20 protein-coding genes are annotated in these 16960 nt (G+C 71.5%); 10 read left to right on the top strand and 10 right to left on the bottom strand.

From position 1 onward, the window contains the following. Positions 1 to 2: 2 nt before the first annotated feature. Complete coding sequence (locus LV79_RS22010; RefSeq protein ID WP_253840074.1) at positions 3 to 206, top strand: hypothetical protein; 204 nt, start codon at positions 3 to 5, stop codon at positions 204 to 206. Here the strand turns inward: LV79_RS22010 and LV79_RS22005 are convergent. Then, positions 203 to 775 (bottom strand): hypothetical protein, encoded by a 573-nt coding sequence (locus LV79_RS22005; RefSeq protein ID WP_253840073.1) that lies wholly within the window; start codon positions 773 to 775, stop codon positions 203 to 205. The genes LV79_RS22010 and LV79_RS22005 overlap by 4 nt on opposite strands. 82 nt (positions 776 to 857) lie before the next feature. Here LV79_RS22005 and LV79_RS22000 point away from each other — a divergent pair, with 82 nt between their 5' ends. From LV79_RS22000 to LV79_RS21990, 3 genes are read left to right on the top strand one after another with little or no spacing between them, the layout of a single operon-like run. Next, positions 858 to 1187 (top strand): PadR family transcriptional regulator, encoded by a 330-nt coding sequence (locus tag LV79_RS22000; protein ID WP_253840072.1) that lies wholly within the window; start codon positions 858 to 860, stop codon positions 1185 to 1187. A 35-nt stretch (positions 1188 to 1222) separates the two neighbouring features. Next, positions 1223 to 1813, top strand: a complete 591-nt coding sequence (locus LV79_RS21995; RefSeq protein WP_253840071.1) for a hypothetical protein — start codon at positions 1223 to 1225, stop codon at positions 1811 to 1813. Continuing rightward, on the top strand, positions 1807 to 2016 hold the full coding sequence (locus LV79_RS21990; RefSeq protein ID WP_253840070.1) for a hypothetical protein: 210 nt from the start codon (positions 1807 to 1809) through the stop codon (positions 2014 to 2016). Before LV79_RS21995 ends, LV79_RS21990 begins: the two co-directional genes overlap by 7 nt. Before the next feature lie 106 nt (positions 2017 to 2122). Here LV79_RS21990 and rpsA read toward each other — a convergent pair whose 3' ends face one another. Continuing rightward, the gene (rpsA, locus tag LV79_RS21985) at positions 2123 to 3628 is read right to left on the bottom strand and encodes a 30S ribosomal protein S1 (protein ID WP_253840069.1); all 1506 of its coding nucleotides are present in this window, start codon (positions 3626 to 3628) and stop codon (positions 2123 to 2125) included. Between the two features lie 331 nt (positions 3629 to 3959). On the opposite strand from rpsA, the gene LV79_RS21980 reads away from it, so the two are divergent. After that, on the top strand, positions 3960 to 4733 hold the full coding sequence (locus LV79_RS21980) for a class I SAM-dependent methyltransferase (RefSeq protein ID WP_253840386.1): 774 nt from the start codon (positions 3960 to 3962) through the stop codon (positions 4731 to 4733). Further along, complete coding sequence (locus LV79_RS21975) at positions 4730 to 5650, top strand: GNAT family N-acetyltransferase (RefSeq protein ID WP_253840068.1); 921 nt, start codon at positions 4730 to 4732, stop codon at positions 5648 to 5650. Before LV79_RS21980 ends, LV79_RS21975 begins: the two co-directional genes overlap by 4 nt. Here LV79_RS21975 and LV79_RS21970 read toward each other — a convergent pair. Then, positions 5647 to 5937 carry a hypothetical protein gene (locus LV79_RS21970; protein ID WP_253840067.1) on the bottom strand — a complete coding sequence of 97 codons (291 nt, stop codon included), beginning with the start codon at positions 5935 to 5937 and terminating at the stop codon, positions 5647 to 5649. The genes LV79_RS21975 and LV79_RS21970 overlap by 4 nt on opposite strands. 132 nt (positions 5938 to 6069) lie before the next feature. Between LV79_RS21970 and LV79_RS21965 the strand changes: the two genes are divergently transcribed. From LV79_RS21965 to LV79_RS21955, 3 genes are read left to right on the top strand one after another with little or no spacing between them, the layout of a single operon-like run. After that, on the top strand, positions 6070 to 6696 hold the full coding sequence (locus LV79_RS21965) for an ATP-binding cassette domain-containing protein (RefSeq protein ID WP_253840066.1): 627 nt from the start codon (positions 6070 to 6072) through the stop codon (positions 6694 to 6696). Further along, entirely contained in the window at positions 6693 to 8672 is a 1980-nt protein-coding gene (locus LV79_RS21960) for a YhgE/Pip family protein (RefSeq protein WP_253840065.1), read from the top strand. Before LV79_RS21965 ends, LV79_RS21960 begins: the two co-directional genes overlap by 4 nt. Beyond that, complete coding sequence (locus LV79_RS21955; RefSeq protein WP_253840064.1) at positions 8669 to 9250, top strand: TetR/AcrR family transcriptional regulator; 582 nt, start codon at positions 8669 to 8671, stop codon at positions 9248 to 9250. Before LV79_RS21960 ends, LV79_RS21955 begins: the two co-directional genes overlap by 4 nt. A 412-nt stretch (positions 9251 to 9662) precedes the next feature. Here the strand turns inward: LV79_RS21955 and LV79_RS21950 are convergent, their stop codons facing one another. From LV79_RS21950 to polA, 7 genes are all read right to left on the bottom strand, one after another. Continuing rightward, positions 9663 to 10223, bottom strand: a complete 561-nt coding sequence (locus tag LV79_RS21950) for a hypothetical protein (RefSeq protein WP_253840063.1) — start codon at positions 10221 to 10223, stop codon at positions 9663 to 9665. A 191-nt stretch (positions 10224 to 10414) separates the two neighbouring features. Beyond that, positions 10415 to 10900, bottom strand: a complete 486-nt coding sequence (locus LV79_RS21945) for a hypothetical protein (RefSeq protein ID WP_253840062.1) — start codon at positions 10898 to 10900, stop codon at positions 10415 to 10417. 15 nt (positions 10901 to 10915) lie between these two features. Continuing rightward, a complete protein-coding gene (bluB, locus tag LV79_RS21940) occupies positions 10916 to 11542 on the bottom strand; it encodes a 5,6-dimethylbenzimidazole synthase (protein ID WP_253840061.1) in 627 nt (208 codons plus the stop codon). 32 nt (positions 11543 to 11574) lie between these two features. Next, complete coding sequence (locus LV79_RS21935) at positions 11575 to 12054, bottom strand: DUF3592 domain-containing protein (RefSeq protein WP_253840060.1); 480 nt, start codon at positions 12052 to 12054, stop codon at positions 11575 to 11577. A 22-nt stretch (positions 12055 to 12076) separates the two neighbouring features. Next, the gene (locus LV79_RS21930) at positions 12077 to 12799 is read right to left on the bottom strand and encodes a DUF3592 domain-containing protein (protein WP_253840059.1); all 723 of its coding nucleotides are present in this window, start codon (positions 12797 to 12799) and stop codon (positions 12077 to 12079) included. Between the two features lie 49 nt (positions 12800 to 12848). Then, positions 12849 to 13328, bottom strand: coding sequence for a hypothetical protein (locus tag LV79_RS21925; RefSeq protein ID WP_253840058.1), 480 nt, complete (start codon positions 13326 to 13328; stop codon positions 12849 to 12851). A 51-nt stretch (positions 13329 to 13379) separates the two neighbouring features. Beyond that, positions 13380 to 16094, bottom strand: a complete 2715-nt coding sequence (polA, locus tag LV79_RS21920; protein ID WP_285469916.1) for a DNA polymerase I — start codon at positions 16092 to 16094, stop codon at positions 13380 to 13382. Between the two features lie 43 nt (positions 16095 to 16137). On the opposite strand from polA, the gene LV79_RS21915 reads away from it, so the two are divergent. After that, a complete protein-coding gene (locus tag LV79_RS21915) occupies positions 16138 to 16578 on the top strand; it encodes a hotdog fold thioesterase (RefSeq protein WP_253840057.1) in 441 nt (146 codons plus the stop codon). The last annotated feature ends 382 nt before the right edge of the window (positions 16579 to 16960 follow it).

Here is a 16960-nt window from a genome sequence, read left to right as displayed (position 1 = left end):
CAATGCGCGACACGAGGCGCCGGGGACGGCACCGGCTCGGCACGCCGGGCCTGGTGCACTGCACCGAGTACCTGTCCGTGCCCGCACACCGCACGTGGTGGTCGCTGCTGCTGGTGCCCGCCCGGCACAGCCTCGCCGGTTTGCGCCGCCGCGCCGCCGCCGCTGCCGTCGAGCGCGCGTGGGCCCCCCAGGTCCGGACCGCCTAGCGCTCGGTGAGCGCCAGGTCGGCGAGCTTGCCCACCTGCTCCGGCGTGGCGAGGGTCTTGGCGACCGTCACCGCCACCGTGAGCTTGCCGTGCGCGACCACGACGGTCCGGGTGTCACCGTCGAGCAGGTACCCGGTATCCGCGCCGACCTTGACCTCCTCCGCCGCGATGCCCTTGTCCCGCTCGCTGTCGACGGTCTCCTGAACCCGCTGCTTCGCTGAGGCCTCGTCCGTGTAGGCCGCCATCCCCACGGTGAGGACGGCGGCGGCGGGCGGCTGGTCCTGCGGAATCCCGAAGTAGCAGTCGATCCGCCCCGTCCGCCCGATCTTCGGCAGACCAACCCCCACGACGACCTCCGTCCGCCCGGTGATCACCGTGTCCACCACGTCGTCCAGGTCCTGCCGACTCAACATCCGCCCACACGACGACGGCAACGCCGTCCGCTCCACCCGCGCCTTGGTCGTCGTCGTGGCGAACTGCGGAACCTCCGGCACCTTCGCGGGTGGAGGGGGCGCTGACGTGCACGCCGCCGCCAGCACCGCGACCAGGGGCACCAGCAGGATCCGCATCCGGAGACGGTAAACCGCCTCCCCCGCCCGCGAAAGAGGAGGGCTGGTTGTTCTCTACCTAGGGGCTAGGTAGAGTTAGACCATGGCTGGCCCGAGGATGACCCTGCCGACCCAGCTCGTGCTCCGGACGCTGATGACCGACCCCACCCGCGAGTACTACGGGCTGGAGATCTGCGCCGAGGCGGGACTGCCGAGCGGGACGATCCACCCGATCCTCGCCCGGCTGGAACGGGTCGGGTGGCTGCGCAGCCGCTGGGAAGAGGTCGACCCGGCGCGCGAGGGCAGGCCGAGGCGGCGGTACTACAGCATCGATCCGGCGAGCGTCGCCCTTGTGCGGGCCGCACTGCACCGGGCGAACAGCTCCGTCACCGCACTCGCCCACCTCCGCCCGCGCCTGGCCGGTGAGCGATGACCATGGAGCTCTCACCACGCAACTCCGTGAGACTGGTGCGAGCGGTTGCGCGTATTCGCCGCGCGCACACGCGAACGACAGACCTGCGGACCGCGCTCGCGATCGCGTGTACAGCAGCGGAGGCTGTTGACGACCTGGTCACCCCCGGCACCGCTGACAGGATCGCTACCGGGATCTACTCGGCGCTCTGCGCGAATCCACCCAACCGCGATCTGGCGAGTGTGCTCGGCGATGTGCTCTGGGCGGAGCTCGCGAAGTGGTGCGAGATCCCGATGACCGAGTGGACACCTGAAGAGCGCGTGGTCATCGACCACCTCCGTGTCGCGCGAACCCACCTCGTCGAGCTGCGGGCGTGGCTGTCAGCGATGACCGCCCCCACACCCGCTGAGATCGAACGACCGGTGTCGACATCGCTGCGGTTCGCGGTGTGGGCGGCTCGGGTGTTGCCGGTGGGGAGTCGAGACCAGTACCGGGAGATCTTCGAGAGCGAGTTGCACGAACTGGCCGCCTCGGGGTGTTCGTGGTGGGCGCAGGTGGCCTGTGCGGTGCGGGTGTTGGTGCGGGCTCCCGCGCTTCGACGTGCCCTCAAGGCCAAAGCCGCGCCGGTGGGTGAGCGCCGGTGGTGAGGCCGCATCCGCACGGGCTGGTCGGGTATCTCGTCGACGATCCTCGGCGGACTCGGCGGGCGGTTTTCCTGGTGCTGCCGGTCGTCGTGGCGTTGGTCGTGATCGTGGTGGTGGCGCCTGCCAGCGGGGCGATCGTGGCGGCGGGATTGGTCGTGGGCAGCGGCGTGCGGAAGGTCCGCGCGGGGCGCAGGCGGTCTGAGTAGCCGAGTCGCGGCTGTTGGCAATACGGGGAACCGCTGGGATCTGGTTCAGGAAAGCCGAGAGCCCCGCACCTGAGCAGGCGCGGGGCTCTCGGAGAGTTCAGCTAGCTCACACGCCGCCGGAGAGCTTCTCGCGGAGGGCCGCGAGCTGCTCGTCGGAAGCGAGGGTGCCGCCGGACTGGGCGGGCTTCTCGCCGCCGCCGGTGGAGGAGTAGTTCTGCTCCCCACCGCCGGTGGCCGCGGCGATGACGCCCTCGGCCTCGGCGGCCGCGTCGGCCTCAGCGGCCTTGGCGATCTGCTTCATGTGCTGCTCGTAGCGGGCGTGCGCGTCGGCGTACTGGCGCTCCCACTCCTCGCGCTGCTTCTCGAAGCCTTCCTGCCACTCCTGGGTGTCCGGGTCGAAGCCCTCGGGGTAGATGTAGTTGCCCTCGGGGTCGTACTCGGCGGCCATGCCGTACTGGGTCGGGTCGAACTCGGTCTCGGTGGTGAAGCCCTCGTTCGCCTGCTTCAGCGAGAGCGAGATGCGGCGCCGCTCGAGGTCGATGTCGATGACCTTGACCATGACGTCGTTGCCGACCTGCACGACCTGCTCCGGGATCTCCACGTGGCGCTCGGCCAGCTCGGAGATGTGGACCAGGCCCTCGATGCCCTCGTCCACGCGGACGAACGCACCGAACGGAACCAGCTTGGTGACCTTGCCCGGCACGATCTGGCCGATCGCGTGGGTGCGGGCGAACTGGCGCCACGGGTCTTCCTGGGTGGCCTTGAGCGAGAGCGAGACGCGCTCGCGCTCCATGTCCACGTCGAGCACCTCGACGGTGACCTCCTGGCCGACCTCGACGACCTCGGAGGGGTGGTCGATGTGCTTCCAGGACAGCTCCGAGACGTGCACCAGGCCGTCGACGCCACCGAGGTCCACGAAGGCACCGAAGTTGACGATCGAGGACACGACGCCCTTGCGGACCTGGCCCTTCTGCAGCTGGTTGAGGAACTCGCTGCGCACCTCGGACTGGGTCTGCTCGAGCCAGGCGCGGCGGGAGAGAACCACGTTGTTGCGGTTCTTGTCCAGCTCTATGATCTTCGCCTCGAGCTCGCGGCCCACGTACGGCTGCAGGTCGCGCACGCGGCGCATCTCGACCAGCGACGCGGGGAGGAAGCCGCGCAGACCGATGTCCAGGATGAGACCACCCTTGACAACCTCGATGACCGTGCCCTTGACCGGCTCGTCCGACTCCTTGAGCGCCTCGATCGTGCCCCAGGCCCGCTCGTACTGAGCGCGCTTCTTGGACAGGATCAGGCGGCCCTCCTTGTCCTCCTTCTGGAGAACCAGGGCCTCGACCTCGTCGCCGACGCTGACCACGTCGGCGGGGTCGACATCGTGCTTGATCGACAGCTCGCGCGAGGGGATGACACCCTCAGTCTTGTAGCCGATGTCGAGCAGGACCTCATCCCGGTCGACCTTGACGATCGTGCCCTCAACGATGTCACCGTCGTTGAAGTACTTGATCGTCGCGTCGATCGCGGCGAGGAACTCCTCCTCCGTCCCGATGTCGTTGATGGCGACCTGCTGCTTCGGCGCGGTCGCGGCCGGGACAATGGTGGTGTCGGTGGACATTAGGTAGGTGGCTCCGGTACGGATTGGGGGTCGCTGGGTTCAGTTCTTGGGGCGCCGCGGGATCGGGCCGCCGACGGACACCCGGACAACAGGAACCAACACCGCCAACGCGCGCCACCCCGGAACTGTTCCCGCCGACGGCTTCCCAGCGGAAGGAAACCCGGGGCAGCGCGTTACCACCGCGCGGATGTATCCTACGCGGCCCCGTGACGGCCGGGCAAACCCGGGGGTACCCTCCCGCCGCCCCCGCCCCGCGCGCGACTGGGAGGATGGCCCGGTGGTGAGCGAGACCAGCGCGGAGCAGGCCCTGGGGACGACCGGTGTGGCGCGGATGGCGGTGGGCTCCGCGGAGTCGGTCGCGGCGAACATCGCCTGGTGGGACGCCGACGCCGACGACTACCACCGCGAGCACGGCGATTTCCTCGGCGTCAGCGACTTCATGTGGTGCCCGGAGCGGCTGCGCGAGGCTGACGTGGGGCTTCTGGGCCCGGTGGCGGGCAAGGACGTGCTCGAGGTCGGCTGCGGGTCGGCGCCGTGCGCGCGGTGGCTGGCCGATCAGGGCGCGCGCCCGGTCGCGTTGGACCTGTCGAGCGGGATGCTGCGGTACGCCTCAGCGGCCAACATCGCGACCGGCACCCACGTCCCGTTGGTCCGGGCGAACGCGGAGAAACTGCCGTTCGCATCGGGGTCCTTCGACCTCGCGTGCTCGGCGTTCGGCGCGGTGCCGTTCGTGGCCGATGTGGGCGCGGTGTTCGCGGAGGTCGCCCGCGTCTTACGCCCGGGAGGCACGTGGACGTTCGCGGTCACTCACCCGATGCGGTGGATCTTCCCGGACGACCCCGGTCCGGACGGCCTGCGGGTGACCGGCTCTTACTTCGACCGCACTCCCTATGTAGAGGTCGACTCGGACGGCACGCCTACCTACGTCGAGCACCACCGCACCATGGGCGACTACGTGCGGGCGTTGGGCGCGGCCGGTTTGGACCTGTTCGACCTGATAGAGCCAGAGTGGCCGGAGGGGCACACGCAGGAGTGGGGCCAGTGGAGCCCGCTGCGCGGTGAGCTGTTCCCGGGGACCGCGATCTTCCGCTGCCGCCGACGGTGACCGCGCCGCTGCTGCGGGCGCAGACGGCCCGGTTCTCGACGCTGGACCCGCTGCTGCCCGCCGCGGTGGCACCGCCGCCGGGTGACCTGATCACGGCGGCGCTGCGCGACGGCGAGCGGGTGGCCGGGATGATCACGAAGACCACGCTGGACCCGGGGTCGCCGCAGACCCTGTGGTCGGCGGGCCACGTGTGGGAGCTGCACCCGATGGTCGGGTCGACCGGCGGCGCCGGGGTGGACGCGCTGCTGCGGCGGTGGCCGTCGATCGTGGCGAACCTGTCCCCCGGTCCCGACTCGGCGTGCCTGGTGACCTGGCCCAGCCGGGACGTCACGGCGACCGCGGCGCTGCTCGCGCACGGGTTCGTCCCTCTCGCTGTGCTGGCGGTGCGCACTGGCGGACCGGCACCCGCGGGCGACGACCCGACAGCCGTAGTCCGACGGGCGACGCTCGGCGACCTCGACGCGCTGGTGATCTCCGCGATGGCCGAGGTGGAGTACTCGACGCTGGTGGGCGGCGCGGTGTTGCGCGCGGGGGCGTCGAACATCAAGCGGGAGACGTTGCGCCGCCACCTCGCGCAGGGGGATCCGGTGTGGATCGCGGAGGTCGACGGGATCGCGGTGGGGCACGTCGAGGGGTGGCACACCGAGTCGGTACCGGGGTCGTGGGCGGAGACCCGGGTCAGGCACGGCCGCTGGGGCTACGTGAACTGCCTGTCAGTGCTACCGCACGCGCGTGGCACCGGAGTGGGGCGCGCGCTGATGGACGTGGCGCACGCGGAGCTGCTCAAGCCAGACGCGGTCGGCTCGTTCCTCTATTACAACCCGCCGAACCCAGTGTCACCGGTGTTCTGGGCCCGGCAGGGCTACCGGCCGTTGTGGACAGTCTGGGAGACCCGTCCCGCGAGCGCGGTCCGCTAGCCGATCAGGTCGAGGCTGACCACGACCTGGAGGGCGCCGAGCACGGCGACCACGGCGGCGGCGATCCGCCAGCGCGGCGCCTTGTCCGCCTCGGTCTCCCACTTCATCGCCATGGCCCAGGCGATAGCGAGGGCGCCGATGCCCGCGATGACGCCGCCGACGTTGAGCGACTCGTGCACGACGACCTGGCCGTTGACCCGCTTGGTCTCGGTGATGCCGAGGAAGAGCACGTAGGGCAGGAGCGCGCACACCAGGCCGCCGATGAGCAGTTTCAGCTGTCTCGTCACGCGGGCTCTGATGGCGCGCCCCGCTGGTCGGTTCCCCCGAACGAGTCAGCGGGATCACGGCGCGCCCGCTTGCGGTCCCGTCCGCGGCGGCGCAGTATTTGAACTGACCGGTCAGTTCAAATAGGAGGCGCTATGGAGGTCCACGCGGACCAGGTCGTGGTCACCGGCGCGCACGGGCGGCTGCTGGAGCCGACGTCGCTGCGGGTGCGCCCGGGCGAGGTGGCGGTCGTGGCCGGGGAGCCCAATGCCGGGCATACCGCGTTCGGGCTCGCGCTGACCGGTCGGATCACCCCGTCGGAAGGATCTGTCACCCCATCGGCGGACGAACTGCGCGCGCACGCGGTGCTGGTCGACGCGCCGGAGGTGACCGCGCCGGAGCCGAACCTGCGGGTGGCCGACGTGATCGCCGAGGAGTTGGTGCTCGCCGGGGCGCGCGGGCGCAAGGCGGCCATGGCGGCGCTGCTCGCCGAGCACGGCCTGGAGCCGTCGACCCGGTTCGAGGACGTCCCCGGCGCGGCCAGGATCGCGCTGCTGACCGGCCTGGCCGCGCGCCGACCCGGTGCCGAACTGCTGGTGATCGACACCCCCGACCGGCACTCCAGCAACCCCGCCGACTGGCTGCCGACGGCGATGGCGCACGCCCGCGACGGCCGCGCCGTCGTCGTGCTGTGCGGGACGTCGACCGCGCTGCGCCTGCCCATGACCCCCGCCCGGCTCGGTGAGTCGGAGCAGCCCGCCCCCTTGGAGCCGAGCCTGTGAGCGTCTTCCGCCTCGCCCGCAACGAACTGCGCCGGGTCAGCTCCGGCACGCTGCCGAAGCTCGCAGTCCTAGCTCTAGTGCTGGTGCCGCTGCTCTATGGGTCCCTCTACCTCTATGCGAACGCCGACCCGTACAACCGGTTGGACAAGATCCCCGCCGCGCTCGTGGTGACCGACAAGGGCGTGGTCCGGGCGGACGGCTCGCGGCTCGACGCGGGGCGCAAGGTGGCCGACCAGTTGGCGGCGTCCGGCAAGTTCGACTGGCACGAGGTCGACGCGAAGGCCGCCGAGGACGGGGTGCGCTCCGGCCAGTACACGTTCTCGATCACGCTGCCCGGCGACTTCTCCGCCTCGCTCGCCTCGTCGTCGGACTTCGCCCCGCGCCAGGGCATGATCACGGTGACCACCAACGACGCCAACAACTACCTGGTCGGCACGATCGCCGACCGGGTGGTCAGCGCGGTGCGCGAGTCGGTGGCGACCTCGGTGGGCACCGAGGCGGCGGAGAAGTTCCTGGTCGGCTTCGGCACCGTCTACCAGCGCACCCAGCAGGCCGCCGACGGCGCGGCCCGGTTGGCCGACGGCGCGACCCAGGCCAGCACCGGCGCGACCCGGCTGGCCGAGGGGCAGCGCGAACTCGCCGACGGCGCCACCCAGCTCGCCGAGGGCGCGACCACCGCGGCGGCGGGCACCAAGAAGCTGTCGACCGGGTTGGACACGCTGCAGGCCAAGACGAAGGACCTGCCCGCGCAGGCGACGCAGCTGGCGACCGGGGCGCGCAAGGTCGCGACCGGTGACGAGCAGGTGGCGCGCACGGCGGAGAACCTGTCGGCCGCGGCCCAGGCCGCGGTGGACCACCTCGACGAGCTGGACTCGACGATCGAGAAGAGCCTGCGCGACGCGGGCCTGTCGGACTCCGACGTCGACCGGGTGCTGGCGCAGCTGCGGACCCTGCGGACGCCGGTGGAGCAGGCGAACACCCAGGTGCGGGCCGCGAGCGGGCAGCTGCGGGCGTTGGCCACCGGCGCCGACCAGGTCGCGGACGGCGCGGAACTGCTGGCCACCGCCGCGCCCGCGCTGGCCGGGGGCATCTCCGACGCGGCCGGGGGCGCCAGGGAACTGGCCACCGGCACGACCAAGCTGCGCGAGGGTGCCGTGGCGCTGCGCGACGGCGAGGCCAAGGCGGTGACCGGCACCGACCAGCTCGCCGAGGGCACCAAGTCGCTGTCGGACGGCTCGGTCCAGCTCCGCGACGGCCTCACCGCCGGTCTCGGCCAGATCCCGCACCCCGACGACGCGACCCGCGACGCCACCGCCAAGACCATCGGCGACCCGGTGTCGGTGCACACCGTCGGCGAGAACAGCGCGGGCAGCTACGGCGCCGGTCTCGCCCCGTTCTTCCTCGGCCTGGCGCTGTGGATCGGCGCGTTCGTGCTGTTCCTGCTGATCCGCCCGCTCTCCGCGCGCGCCCTGGCCGCCGGGCACCCCGCGGCCCGCACCGCGCTCGCGGGTTGGCTGACCCCGGCGGCGCTCGGCGTGGCCCAGGTCGTGATCATGTTCGCGGTGGTCACCACGCTGATCGGCATCCACCCGGCCCGCCCGCTGGCCACCCTCGGGTTCCTGGTGCTGACCTCGCTGACGTTCGTGTCGATCGTGCACGCCCTCAACGCGTTCCTCGGCCCGGTCGGCAAGTTCGTCGCGCTGGTGGTGCTGATCCTTCAGCTGATCAGCGCGGGCGGCACGTTCCCCTGGCAGACCCTGCCCGACGCGCTGATCCCGCTGCACCGCGCGCTGCCGATGGGCTACGTGGTCGACGGCCTGCGGCACCTGCTCTACGGTGGCGCCTCGGGCGGCATCGGCACCGACGTCGGCGTGCTGCTCGCCTACCTGATCGGAGGACTCGTGGTCTCGACCCTGGCCGCGCGCAGGCAGCGGGTGTGGACCCCGGCGCGGCTCAAGCCGGAACTGGTGCTGTGACCCGACCCAGCCGCACCACCGCCACCAAGCGCAAGCTGTTCGACGCGACCCTGCGCCTCGCGGGCACCCGGGGCATGGTCGGCCTCACCGTCGACGACATCGCCGCCGAGGCGGGGGTCGCCAAGGGCACGGTCTACTACAACTTCGGCAGCAAGGACGGCCTCGTCGACGCCCTCCTCCGCCACGGGGTCGACCTCCTGGCCACCCGCCTGCGTTCGGTGTCGGGCTCCGCCGCCGACACGCTGACCGCGTTGGTGGAGGGCATGCTCGGCTTCTTCGCCGAGTACCCGACCTTCGCCCAACTCCTGGTCAGCGAACTCTGGCGGACCCCGGGCCAGTGGCAGCAGACGCTGACGCTGCTGCGGGAGGAGGTCACGTCGATCATCCGGGGCCAACTGCAACGCCTCGCGGACTCGGGAGAACTACCCGCCGGTGTCCGCGTCGCCACCGCGTCGTCCGCCCTGTTCGGCACCGTCCTGGTCGTATCCCTGGACTGGCTCGTCTTCAGCCCCGACCAAACCCTCCCCGAGGTCCGCGACTCCGTGCTCTCCCTGGTCCGCGGCCTCCGCACCCCCTGATCCCACAACCCCAGCGCCGCAACGGCTCCGCCGCCCCAAGGCCCTCCCGCTCAGCCGCCCCAGCACCTCGCGCCGCCGTTCCGGAGGCCGCCCCCGCGAACCCCAGCCCCCACCCTGTCCCGGGGGGCGTCCCCAGGCCCAGTCTACAAGGACCCCCTCCCCCGAAGGAGTGATGGCGAAAACCTGTGGATAACTCGACCCCTTGTGGACAACGCGACCTGGGCGGAGACAAGGGCAACGAGAGCGGCCAGGCCGGATTCACCCAGTCGAGCAACCGAGAACACCGCCAAGGACCACCGGCCAACCGCAAGCGAGACAACAGAACCACCGCCCGCGAGACGGCAGACCCGCGCAACCGCAAGCGGTCCGTTCAGGACACCCCCTGACCGGACCGCCGCGGTTCACCCCCGGGCTAGAGCTTCCGGAGGTAGTACGTCAGCGCGTTCCCGCCCGGGTTGCAGACGCCGTACTGGTTGTAGCTGGAGTAGTAGCCGAAGCCCGTGGGCACGGTGCAGGCGTAGAGGCCGTCGCGCGGTGTGCGGAGGTAGTAGGTGTGGCCGCTGCCCCCGGGGTTGCAGATGTTGGTCTGGGCGATGACCTGCGAGTAGGTGAAGTTGCCCGGCACCGTGCAGGCGTAGAGCTCGTCCTTCGGGACGCGCAGGTAGAAGCTGTGGCCGTTCCCGTTGGGGTTGCAGATGTTGTACTGGCTGATGACCTGCGTGTACGTGTACCCGGCGGGCACCGTGCAGGCGTAGAGCTGGTCCCGGGGTGCCTCCACGTTGTAGTACGGCGCCGAGCCGCCGCCGCACGCGTTGGTCACGTAGGTCATCGAGATGTAGGTGTAGCCCGCGGGCACGGTGCACGACCACGTCCCGGTGACCTTGGCCGGCGCCGCCCCCGCCTGCACGGTCCCCACTTGCGCTAGTCCGAGCGCGATCAGCAGCGCGGCGAACAGACCCACCACTTTCCGCATACTGTCCCCAATCGTCGTGTCGACAAACGCTCGGGTGAAGCTAGGGGCTGAATCGACGCGGATTTCCGGCATCCGGCGAGGTGCACCCGAAGTGCGCCACACCACCACGAACGGCCGGGATCGTCCCGACGTGCGCGCTCACCTCGGCGGGTACCGGTCGACACCCCGCGTGGGCCGTCAGGGATCCGCCGCTACCTGGCGGCGGCCAGGGCGCGGTCGGTGGCGTGCAGGATGCCCTCGGTGATCTCCGTCGGTGTCGGGCGCCGGGTGCGGCCCGCGTAGCCGATCGGCGTGAGGACGACGTGGTGGGTGGGGTGGTTGGGCAGCGGGGTCGGCCAGCGGTCGCGGGCGGCGTGGGCCTCGACGACGGGGGCGCCCGGGGCTAGGAGGGGTTCGACGGCGCGCAGGGTCGGGGGGAGGGTGTCGTCGGGGAGCCAGGTGATGAGGAGGTCCGCGGGGGCGCCAAGGACTCGGGCGGCCTTGGTGGCCAAGACCTGAGGGCGAGTCCAGTCGACTTCCACCCAGATAGCCTTACCGTTGCCAGTGTGGTTATCGGCGGCTAGAGGCGCGTAGTGCCTGCACGGCAACACCACGTGCCATCCGCCCACCACCAGTCGTTCCGCGCACCCGGTGAGCATCCCGGCTCCGCCCAGCACCAACGCTCGTCTGATCGCCACGCCGCCTCCTGCGTGTCAGGGGGTGCCGTCCCAGCGCTCGAAGTGCGTCACCCGCTCGACCGGGGTGCGGCTCCGCCAACCGTGTCGTTCCAGGTCCGGGACCTCCTGGAGCCGCTCGACCGGGCCGAGGCAGAGCCAGGCGACCGGGCGTACCGACGCGGGGATCTCCAGCAGGGACCGGAGGTGGTCCTCCTGGTAGAAGCTAACCCACCCGACGCCCAAGTTCTCGGCCGTCGCGGCCAGCCAGAGGTTCTGGATCGCCAGGCACACCGAGTACAGGCCCGCGTCGGCGATGGCGTGGCGGCCGAGCACCGACGGCCCGCCCCGGTCCGCGTCGTAGGTGACGACCACCGACAGCGTCGACTCCAGGATCCCGTCGATCTTGATCCGGTCGAAGGTCGCCGCCCGCTCGCCGGTGAGGGTCGCGGCGAAGCGGGCGCGTTCGTCGTGCACGTGCTGGTGGAACCGGGCGCGGGTGCCGGGGTCGCGGACCACCACGAAGTCCCACGGCTGGGTCATGCCCACGCTGGGCGCGGCGTGCGCGGCACCGAGCACGCGGCGCAGGACCTCGTCGTCCACGGCGGCACCGGTGAACTCGGCGCGCACGTCCCGGCGGCGGGCGATGGTGTCGTAGAGGTCCACCCGGCCAGCCTAGTTACCGCCCGGTCGGGGGATCAGCGGCTGTGCCTGCCGTCGCCGTCCTTGCGGACCCGGTGCCGTCCGGGGAGGTTCACCCGACCCGCCGCGAGCACGTCCCGGAGACCGTTGATCGCCAGCACGACCGCCACGACGACGAGGGCGGCGGCGCCACCGAGCAGCACCACCATCAAGACCGTGAACGGTGACTCGTACTCGACCCCGACGACCGCGACCCGGTCCGGATCCGTGCGGTCGTAGATGACCCTGACCTGCTCGCCGATCGTGTAGGGCTTGTCCAGGCGCAACGACTGCTCACGGTCGACCCCGTCGGCGGAGTACCGGACCCGCATCGAGTCCTCCCCCCGCGAGTGCTCACGGATCTCGAACACGACCGCGGACGTCTCGACGGCGTTCGCCGTCAGGGAATCGGACTCGCTCTCCAGGACCGCGCCGGGAACCATCGCGACCGCGACGAGCGCCACCGCCCCCACCAGAGCCGCTCCCGCGCCTCGCATGCCCACCCCGACTCCCTCCCGCTCAGGTGACCGGACCTGGCACCTCTCGACCCGCCACAACTCGTCCGTCGGCGGCGGCGATGACCGCGCTACTGCCCGAGCCGCCGAGCAGGACCCGGCCGGTGCGCGCGCGGACCCGGCCGGTGTCGACGAAGACCTCGCCGCGCGCGTCGAGACCGATCCTGGCCAACTGGGACTCGACGGTGGCCGTGCCGGGGCGCCACCCGTGCGAACGGACCGACCGCAGGCGGCGCAGCCACCGGACACTGAGGACGGCGCCCGCCACGACCAGCACGACCCCGAGCGAGGCCGCGACCAGGTAGCCGACCTCAAGTACCGCCGGGGGCTCGGTGCCCGCCTGCGCGGAGGCCACCCGCTCCGGGTCCGCCGGGTCGTAGAACAGCGTGATCCGGTCGTCGACGCGCGGCGGCGGGTCCGGCACGAGCAGGGTCAGCGTGCGCACCCGGTCCTGTCCGTCCACAGCGAACCGCACGTCGATCGACGCGGACGTGACCCGGGTGGCCTCCTCGACGCGCACCACCACGCCGGGCACCCGCACGCCGTCGGCCAGCAGTCCGGACCGCTGGTCCTCGGCGGCGGCGTCCAGCAGGCCACCGACGACGACCAGGGCGACACCGAGCACGAGCACCACGACCGACCGCAGCAAGGCCCGGCGCACCGCCCCCGCGGCCGCGGTCGTCGTGAGGTGGTCGTCGCCCATGATCCCCTCCTTCGGCATGATCATCGCCCACCGCGCGGCCCTGTTTCCAGCACCGGCAGAGACCGGCGGCGGATCACCGCGGCTCCGGACCCCGTCTCCCCAGGATCTCGCGACCGGGAACGACCCTGCCGTCGGCGAAGACGAGCACGGCCCCACCACCCGAACCTCCGAGCAGGACACGGCCACCGGTCGTCTTGGCGCCGTTGGTGTCGATGACGACCTCACCCGCGACGTCCAAGGTGACGCGCACCGAGTCCTCGTCGACGGTGGCGGTGCCGGGGCGCCACCCGTGCCTGCGCACGGCGACGAGGCGGCGCGACCACCGTCCACTCAGGATCACCCCAGCGGCGGTCATGCCCACGGCGGCCATCACCACGCCGAAGCGGGCCAACTCCAGGGCCACCGGGGCGGACCGCCGCTCGTCAATCGCCACACCCAACTGTCCGGCGACGACGACCAGCGCGACCCCGACCAGCAGGCCCGCGACCGACCGCGCCAGCGCCCGTCGCACCGCGCCGGTCGCGGCCACCCCGCTCAGCGGTCGGCTCTGCATCCGTCCCCTCCCCTACCCGGGAAGGATCATGGCCCTGGGGCGGACCACGGTCTAGTGCGCTGCCTCGTTCCAGGACCGGCCGAACCCGACGGAGACGTCGAGCGGGACGCGCAGGTGGAACGCGGCCGCCATCTGGGCGCGGACCAGGGACTCGGCCTGCTCGCGCTCACCGTCGGCGACCTCGAGCACGAGTTCGTCGTGGACCTGCAGCAGCATCCGGGTGCGCAGGCCCGCGGCGCCGAGTTCGCGGTGCACGTTGAGCATGGCGACCTTGATGATGTCGGCGGCGCTGCCCTGGATGGGGGCGTTGAGGGCCATCCGCTCGGCCATCTCGCGGCGCTGCCGGTTGTCGCTGGTCAGGTCGGGCAGGTAGCGGCGGCGGCCGAAGAGGGTCTCGGTGTAGCCCTCCTTGCGGGCCCGCGCGACCACCTCGTGCAGGTAGTCGCGGACCCCGCCGAAGCCCTGGAAGTAGTCGTCCATCAGCGCGCGGGCTTCCTCGGTGGTGATCCGCAGCTGCTGGGACAGGCCGTAGGCGGACAGGCCGTAGGCCAGGCCGTAGTTCATCGCCTTGATCTTGGCGCGCTGCTCCTGGGAGACCGCGGTCGGCTCCACCGAGAACACCCGCGCCGCGGTGGCCGCGTGGAAGTCGAAGCCCGAGTTGAACGCCTCGATCAGCGCCGCGTCCTCCGACAGGTGCGCCATGATCCGCATCTCGATCTGGCTGTAGTCGGCGGTGAGCAGCTCGGCGAAGTCGGCACCGACCACGAAGGCCTCGCGGATGGTGCGCCCGGCCTCGGTGCGGATCGGGATGTTCTGCAGGTTCGGCTCGGTGGAGGACAACCGGCCGGTCGCGGCGATGGTCTGGTTGAACGTGGTGTGCACCCGGCCGCCGTCGGACACCGACTTGATCAGGCCCTCGACGGTGACCCGCAGCCTGGTCGCGTCCCGGTGCTCGAGCATGTGCGCCAGGAACGGGTGCGCGGTCAGCTCGAACAGCGTGGTCAGCGCCTCGGCGTCGGTGGTGTAGCCGGTCTTGGTGCGCTTGGTCTTGGGCATCTGCAGCTCGTCGAACAGCACGACCTGCAGCTGCTTGGGCGAGCCGAGGTTGATCTCCTTGCCGATCACGTCGAACGCGGCCCGCTCGGCGTCGCGCACCCGCGCGGCGAACTCGGACTCCAGGATGGACAGCCGCTCGCCGTCGACCGCGATGCCGACCGCCTCCAGCTCGGCGAGCACCCGCAGCAGCGGCAGCTCCATGTCGGCCAGCAGCGGCGCCTGCCCGGTCTCGGCGAGCGCGGTGTCGAGCGCGTCGGCCAGCTCGGCGATCGCGCGGGCGCGCAGGATCTCCCCCGCCGCGAGCTTGCGCTCGTCGTCGCCCTCGTCGTCGAGCAGGGACAGCTGCTGCTCGCCGTCACCGTCCTCCACGCGCAGCTCCCGCTGCAGGTAGCGCAGGACGAGGTCGTCGAGGTTGAACGTGCGCTGGCCGGGGCGCACCAGGTACGCGGCGAGCGCGGTGTCGGTGGTCAGGCCCGCGAGCTCCCAGCCGCGGTGCCGGACGGCGTGCAGCGAGCGCTTCACGTCGTGGGCGAGCTTGGGCGCCCTCGGGTCGGCCAGCCAGTCGCTGAACGCCTTCTCGTCGTCCTCGGTGAGGGTGGTGACGTCGACGTAGACGCCCTCTCCCCCGGCGGTGGCCAGCGCGACGGACTTGAGTTCGACGGCTTGGCCGGATACCCCGGTCGCCACCTCGCGGAACGACAGGCCGATGCGGGTGCCGCGCGGCGCGTGCGTGGCCAACCAGCCGGGCAGCTCCCCGGCCGCGACGGCGCCGCCGCTGACCTCGAAGCCCTCCTCGGCCTCGGGTTCCGCGGTGGACAGCGTCGCGAACAGCCGGTCGCGCAGCACCCGGAACTCCAGCTCGTCGAAGAGCCGGTGCACCGCGTCGCGGTCCCAGTCGCGCACCTCGAGGTCGTCCGGACCGACCTCGAGCGGCACGTCGCGCACCAGCTCGGTCAGCTGCCGGTTGAGCAGCACCGCGGCCAGGTTCGCCCGCAGCGCCTCACCGGCCTTGCCCTTGACCTCGTCCACCCGGTCCACCAGGTCGCCGAGCGAGCCGAACTGCTGGATCCACTTGGTGATCGTCTTCTCGCCGACGCCCTTGATGTTGGGCAGGTTGTCGCTGGGGTCCCCGCGCAGCGCGGCGAAGTCCGGGTACTGGGCAGGCGAGAGGCCGTACTTCTCCTGCACCAGCTCGGGGGTGTAGCGGGCCAGCTCGGAGACGCCCTTGACCGGGTAGAGCACGGTGACGTCGTCGGTGACCAACTGCAGGGCGTCGCGGTCGCCGGTGCAGATCGCGACCTTGAAACCCGCGGCGGTGGCCTGCGTGGTCAGCGTGGCGATGAGGTCGTCGGCCTCGTAGTTGTCCAGCGACAGCTTGGTGATGTTCAGCGTGCCGAGGACGTCCTCGATCAGGCTGACCTGCCCCTTGAACTCGTCCGGGCTGGCGCTGCGGTTGGCCTTGTACTCGGCGAAGTGCTCGGTGCGGAAGGTCTTGCGGGACACGTCGAAGCACACCGCGAGGTGGGTGGGCGCCTCGTCGCGCAGCAGGTTGATCAGCATCGAGGTGAAGCCGTAGACGGCGTTGGTGTGCTGGCCGGTGCCGGTCTGGAAGTTCTCCTTGGGCAGCGCGAAGAACGCCCGGTACGCCATCGAGTGGCCGTCGATGAGCAGCAGCCGGGGGGTGGTACGGGTCTCAGTCTTCGCAGGCACGGTGCGAGTCTAGGGTGGGGCACCGACACCCTTCGGAGGACCCATGAGCGGGATCGACCGCGACAAGCTGCCCGGGGCGCGCCCGGAGGTGGCCGACCAGTTCCTGCCCGACAAGCTCGGCATCGACGTCACCGACTGGACCCCGGCGCGGCTCGTGGGCACCATGCCGGTCAAGGGCAACCTCCAGCCCTACGGCCTCCTGCACGGCGGCGCGAACGCCGTCCTCGCCGAGACCCTGGGCTCGATCGCCGCGGTGCTGAACGCCCCCGAGGGCAAGCTCGCCGTCGGCTTGGAACTGTCCTGCACCCACCACCGAGCCGTCCGCACCGGCATCGTCACCGGCGTGTGCACCCCCTTGCACGTCGGGCGCACCACCTCGACCTTCGAGATCGTCATCACCGACGACCACGACCGCCGAACCTGCACCGCCCGCCTCACCTGCGTCACCATCTCCAAGCCCCCCGGCGACACCCCACCCGCCTAGCGCTTCGCCCTTCTTGCCGCCGCCTTCGCGGCGCGGTTGGCCCGTCGGCCTGCCTGCTCTCTTGGCCCTCGGCTCGGCCGGGCCCAATCCCTCGGGCGGGCTGCCTCACGCCCTCGGCTCGCCGCCTCAAGGCCCTGGCCGCGCTCTCACCACCGCGAACCGCGCGGATCCGACGTGCGCCAATCGAGCCTGCCCAAGCGGCCCCATCACACCTTCGAGCGAACCCCCTTGACACCCCCGGGGGCCCACCCCAAGCCTGGCCCGGCCCCCACCCTCTCCGGGGGGCGTCCCTGGGCCAGTCTACCGGGACCCACCCACGGATGATCTTGAAAGCACCCCCGCGGAGATCCACATGTGGACAACTTCTGTCACCCAGCAGAGG

The sequence above is a fragment of the Actinokineospora globicatena genome, assembly GCF_024171945.1.
Classification (GTDB): domain Bacteria; phylum Actinomycetota; class Actinomycetes; order Mycobacteriales; family Pseudonocardiaceae; genus Actinokineospora; species Actinokineospora globicatena.
Note: the sequence above shows the minus strand (reverse complement) of the source record. Positions and strands in the feature narration are given on the sequence as shown.

What these genes read in the sequence shown, in the direction of transcription:
- LV79_RS22010 (WP_253840074.1), top strand. Translation starts at nt 3, where the DNA reads ATGCGCGACACGAGGCGCCGGGGACGGCACCGGCTCGGCACGCCGGGC.
- LV79_RS22005 (WP_253840073.1), bottom strand. Translation starts at nt 775, where the DNA reads ATGCGGATCCTGCTGGTGCCCCTGGTCGCGGTGCTGGCGGCGGCGTGC.
- LV79_RS22000 (WP_253840072.1), top strand. Translation starts at nt 858, where the DNA reads ATGGCTGGCCCGAGGATGACCCTGCCGACCCAGCTCGTGCTCCGGACG.
- rpsA (WP_253840069.1), bottom strand. Translation starts at nt 3,628, where the DNA reads ATGTCCACCGACACCACCATTGTCCCGGCCGCGACCGCGCCGAAGCAG.
- LV79_RS21980 (WP_253840386.1), top strand. Translation starts at nt 3,960, where the DNA reads ATGGCGGTGGGCTCCGCGGAGTCGGTCGCGGCGAACATCGCCTGGTGG.
- LV79_RS21965 (WP_253840066.1), top strand. Translation starts at nt 6,070, where the DNA reads ATGGAGGTCCACGCGGACCAGGTCGTGGTCACCGGCGCGCACGGGCGG.
- LV79_RS21950 (WP_253840063.1), bottom strand. Translation starts at nt 10,223, where the DNA reads ATGCGGAAAGTGGTGGGTCTGTTCGCCGCGCTGCTGATCGCGCTCGGA.
- LV79_RS21935 (WP_253840060.1), bottom strand. Translation starts at nt 12,054, where the DNA reads ATGCGAGGCGCGGGAGCGGCTCTGGTGGGGGCGGTGGCGCTCGTCGCG.
- LV79_RS21930 (WP_253840059.1), bottom strand. Translation starts at nt 12,799, where the DNA reads ATGATCATGCCGAAGGAGGGGATCATGGGCGACGACCACCTCACGACG.
- LV79_RS21925 (WP_253840058.1), bottom strand. Translation starts at nt 13,328, where the DNA reads ATGCAGAGCCGACCGCTGAGCGGGGTGGCCGCGACCGGCGCGGTGCGA.
- LV79_RS21915 (WP_253840057.1), top strand. Translation starts at nt 16,138, where the DNA reads ATGAGCGGGATCGACCGCGACAAGCTGCCCGGGGCGCGCCCGGAGGTG.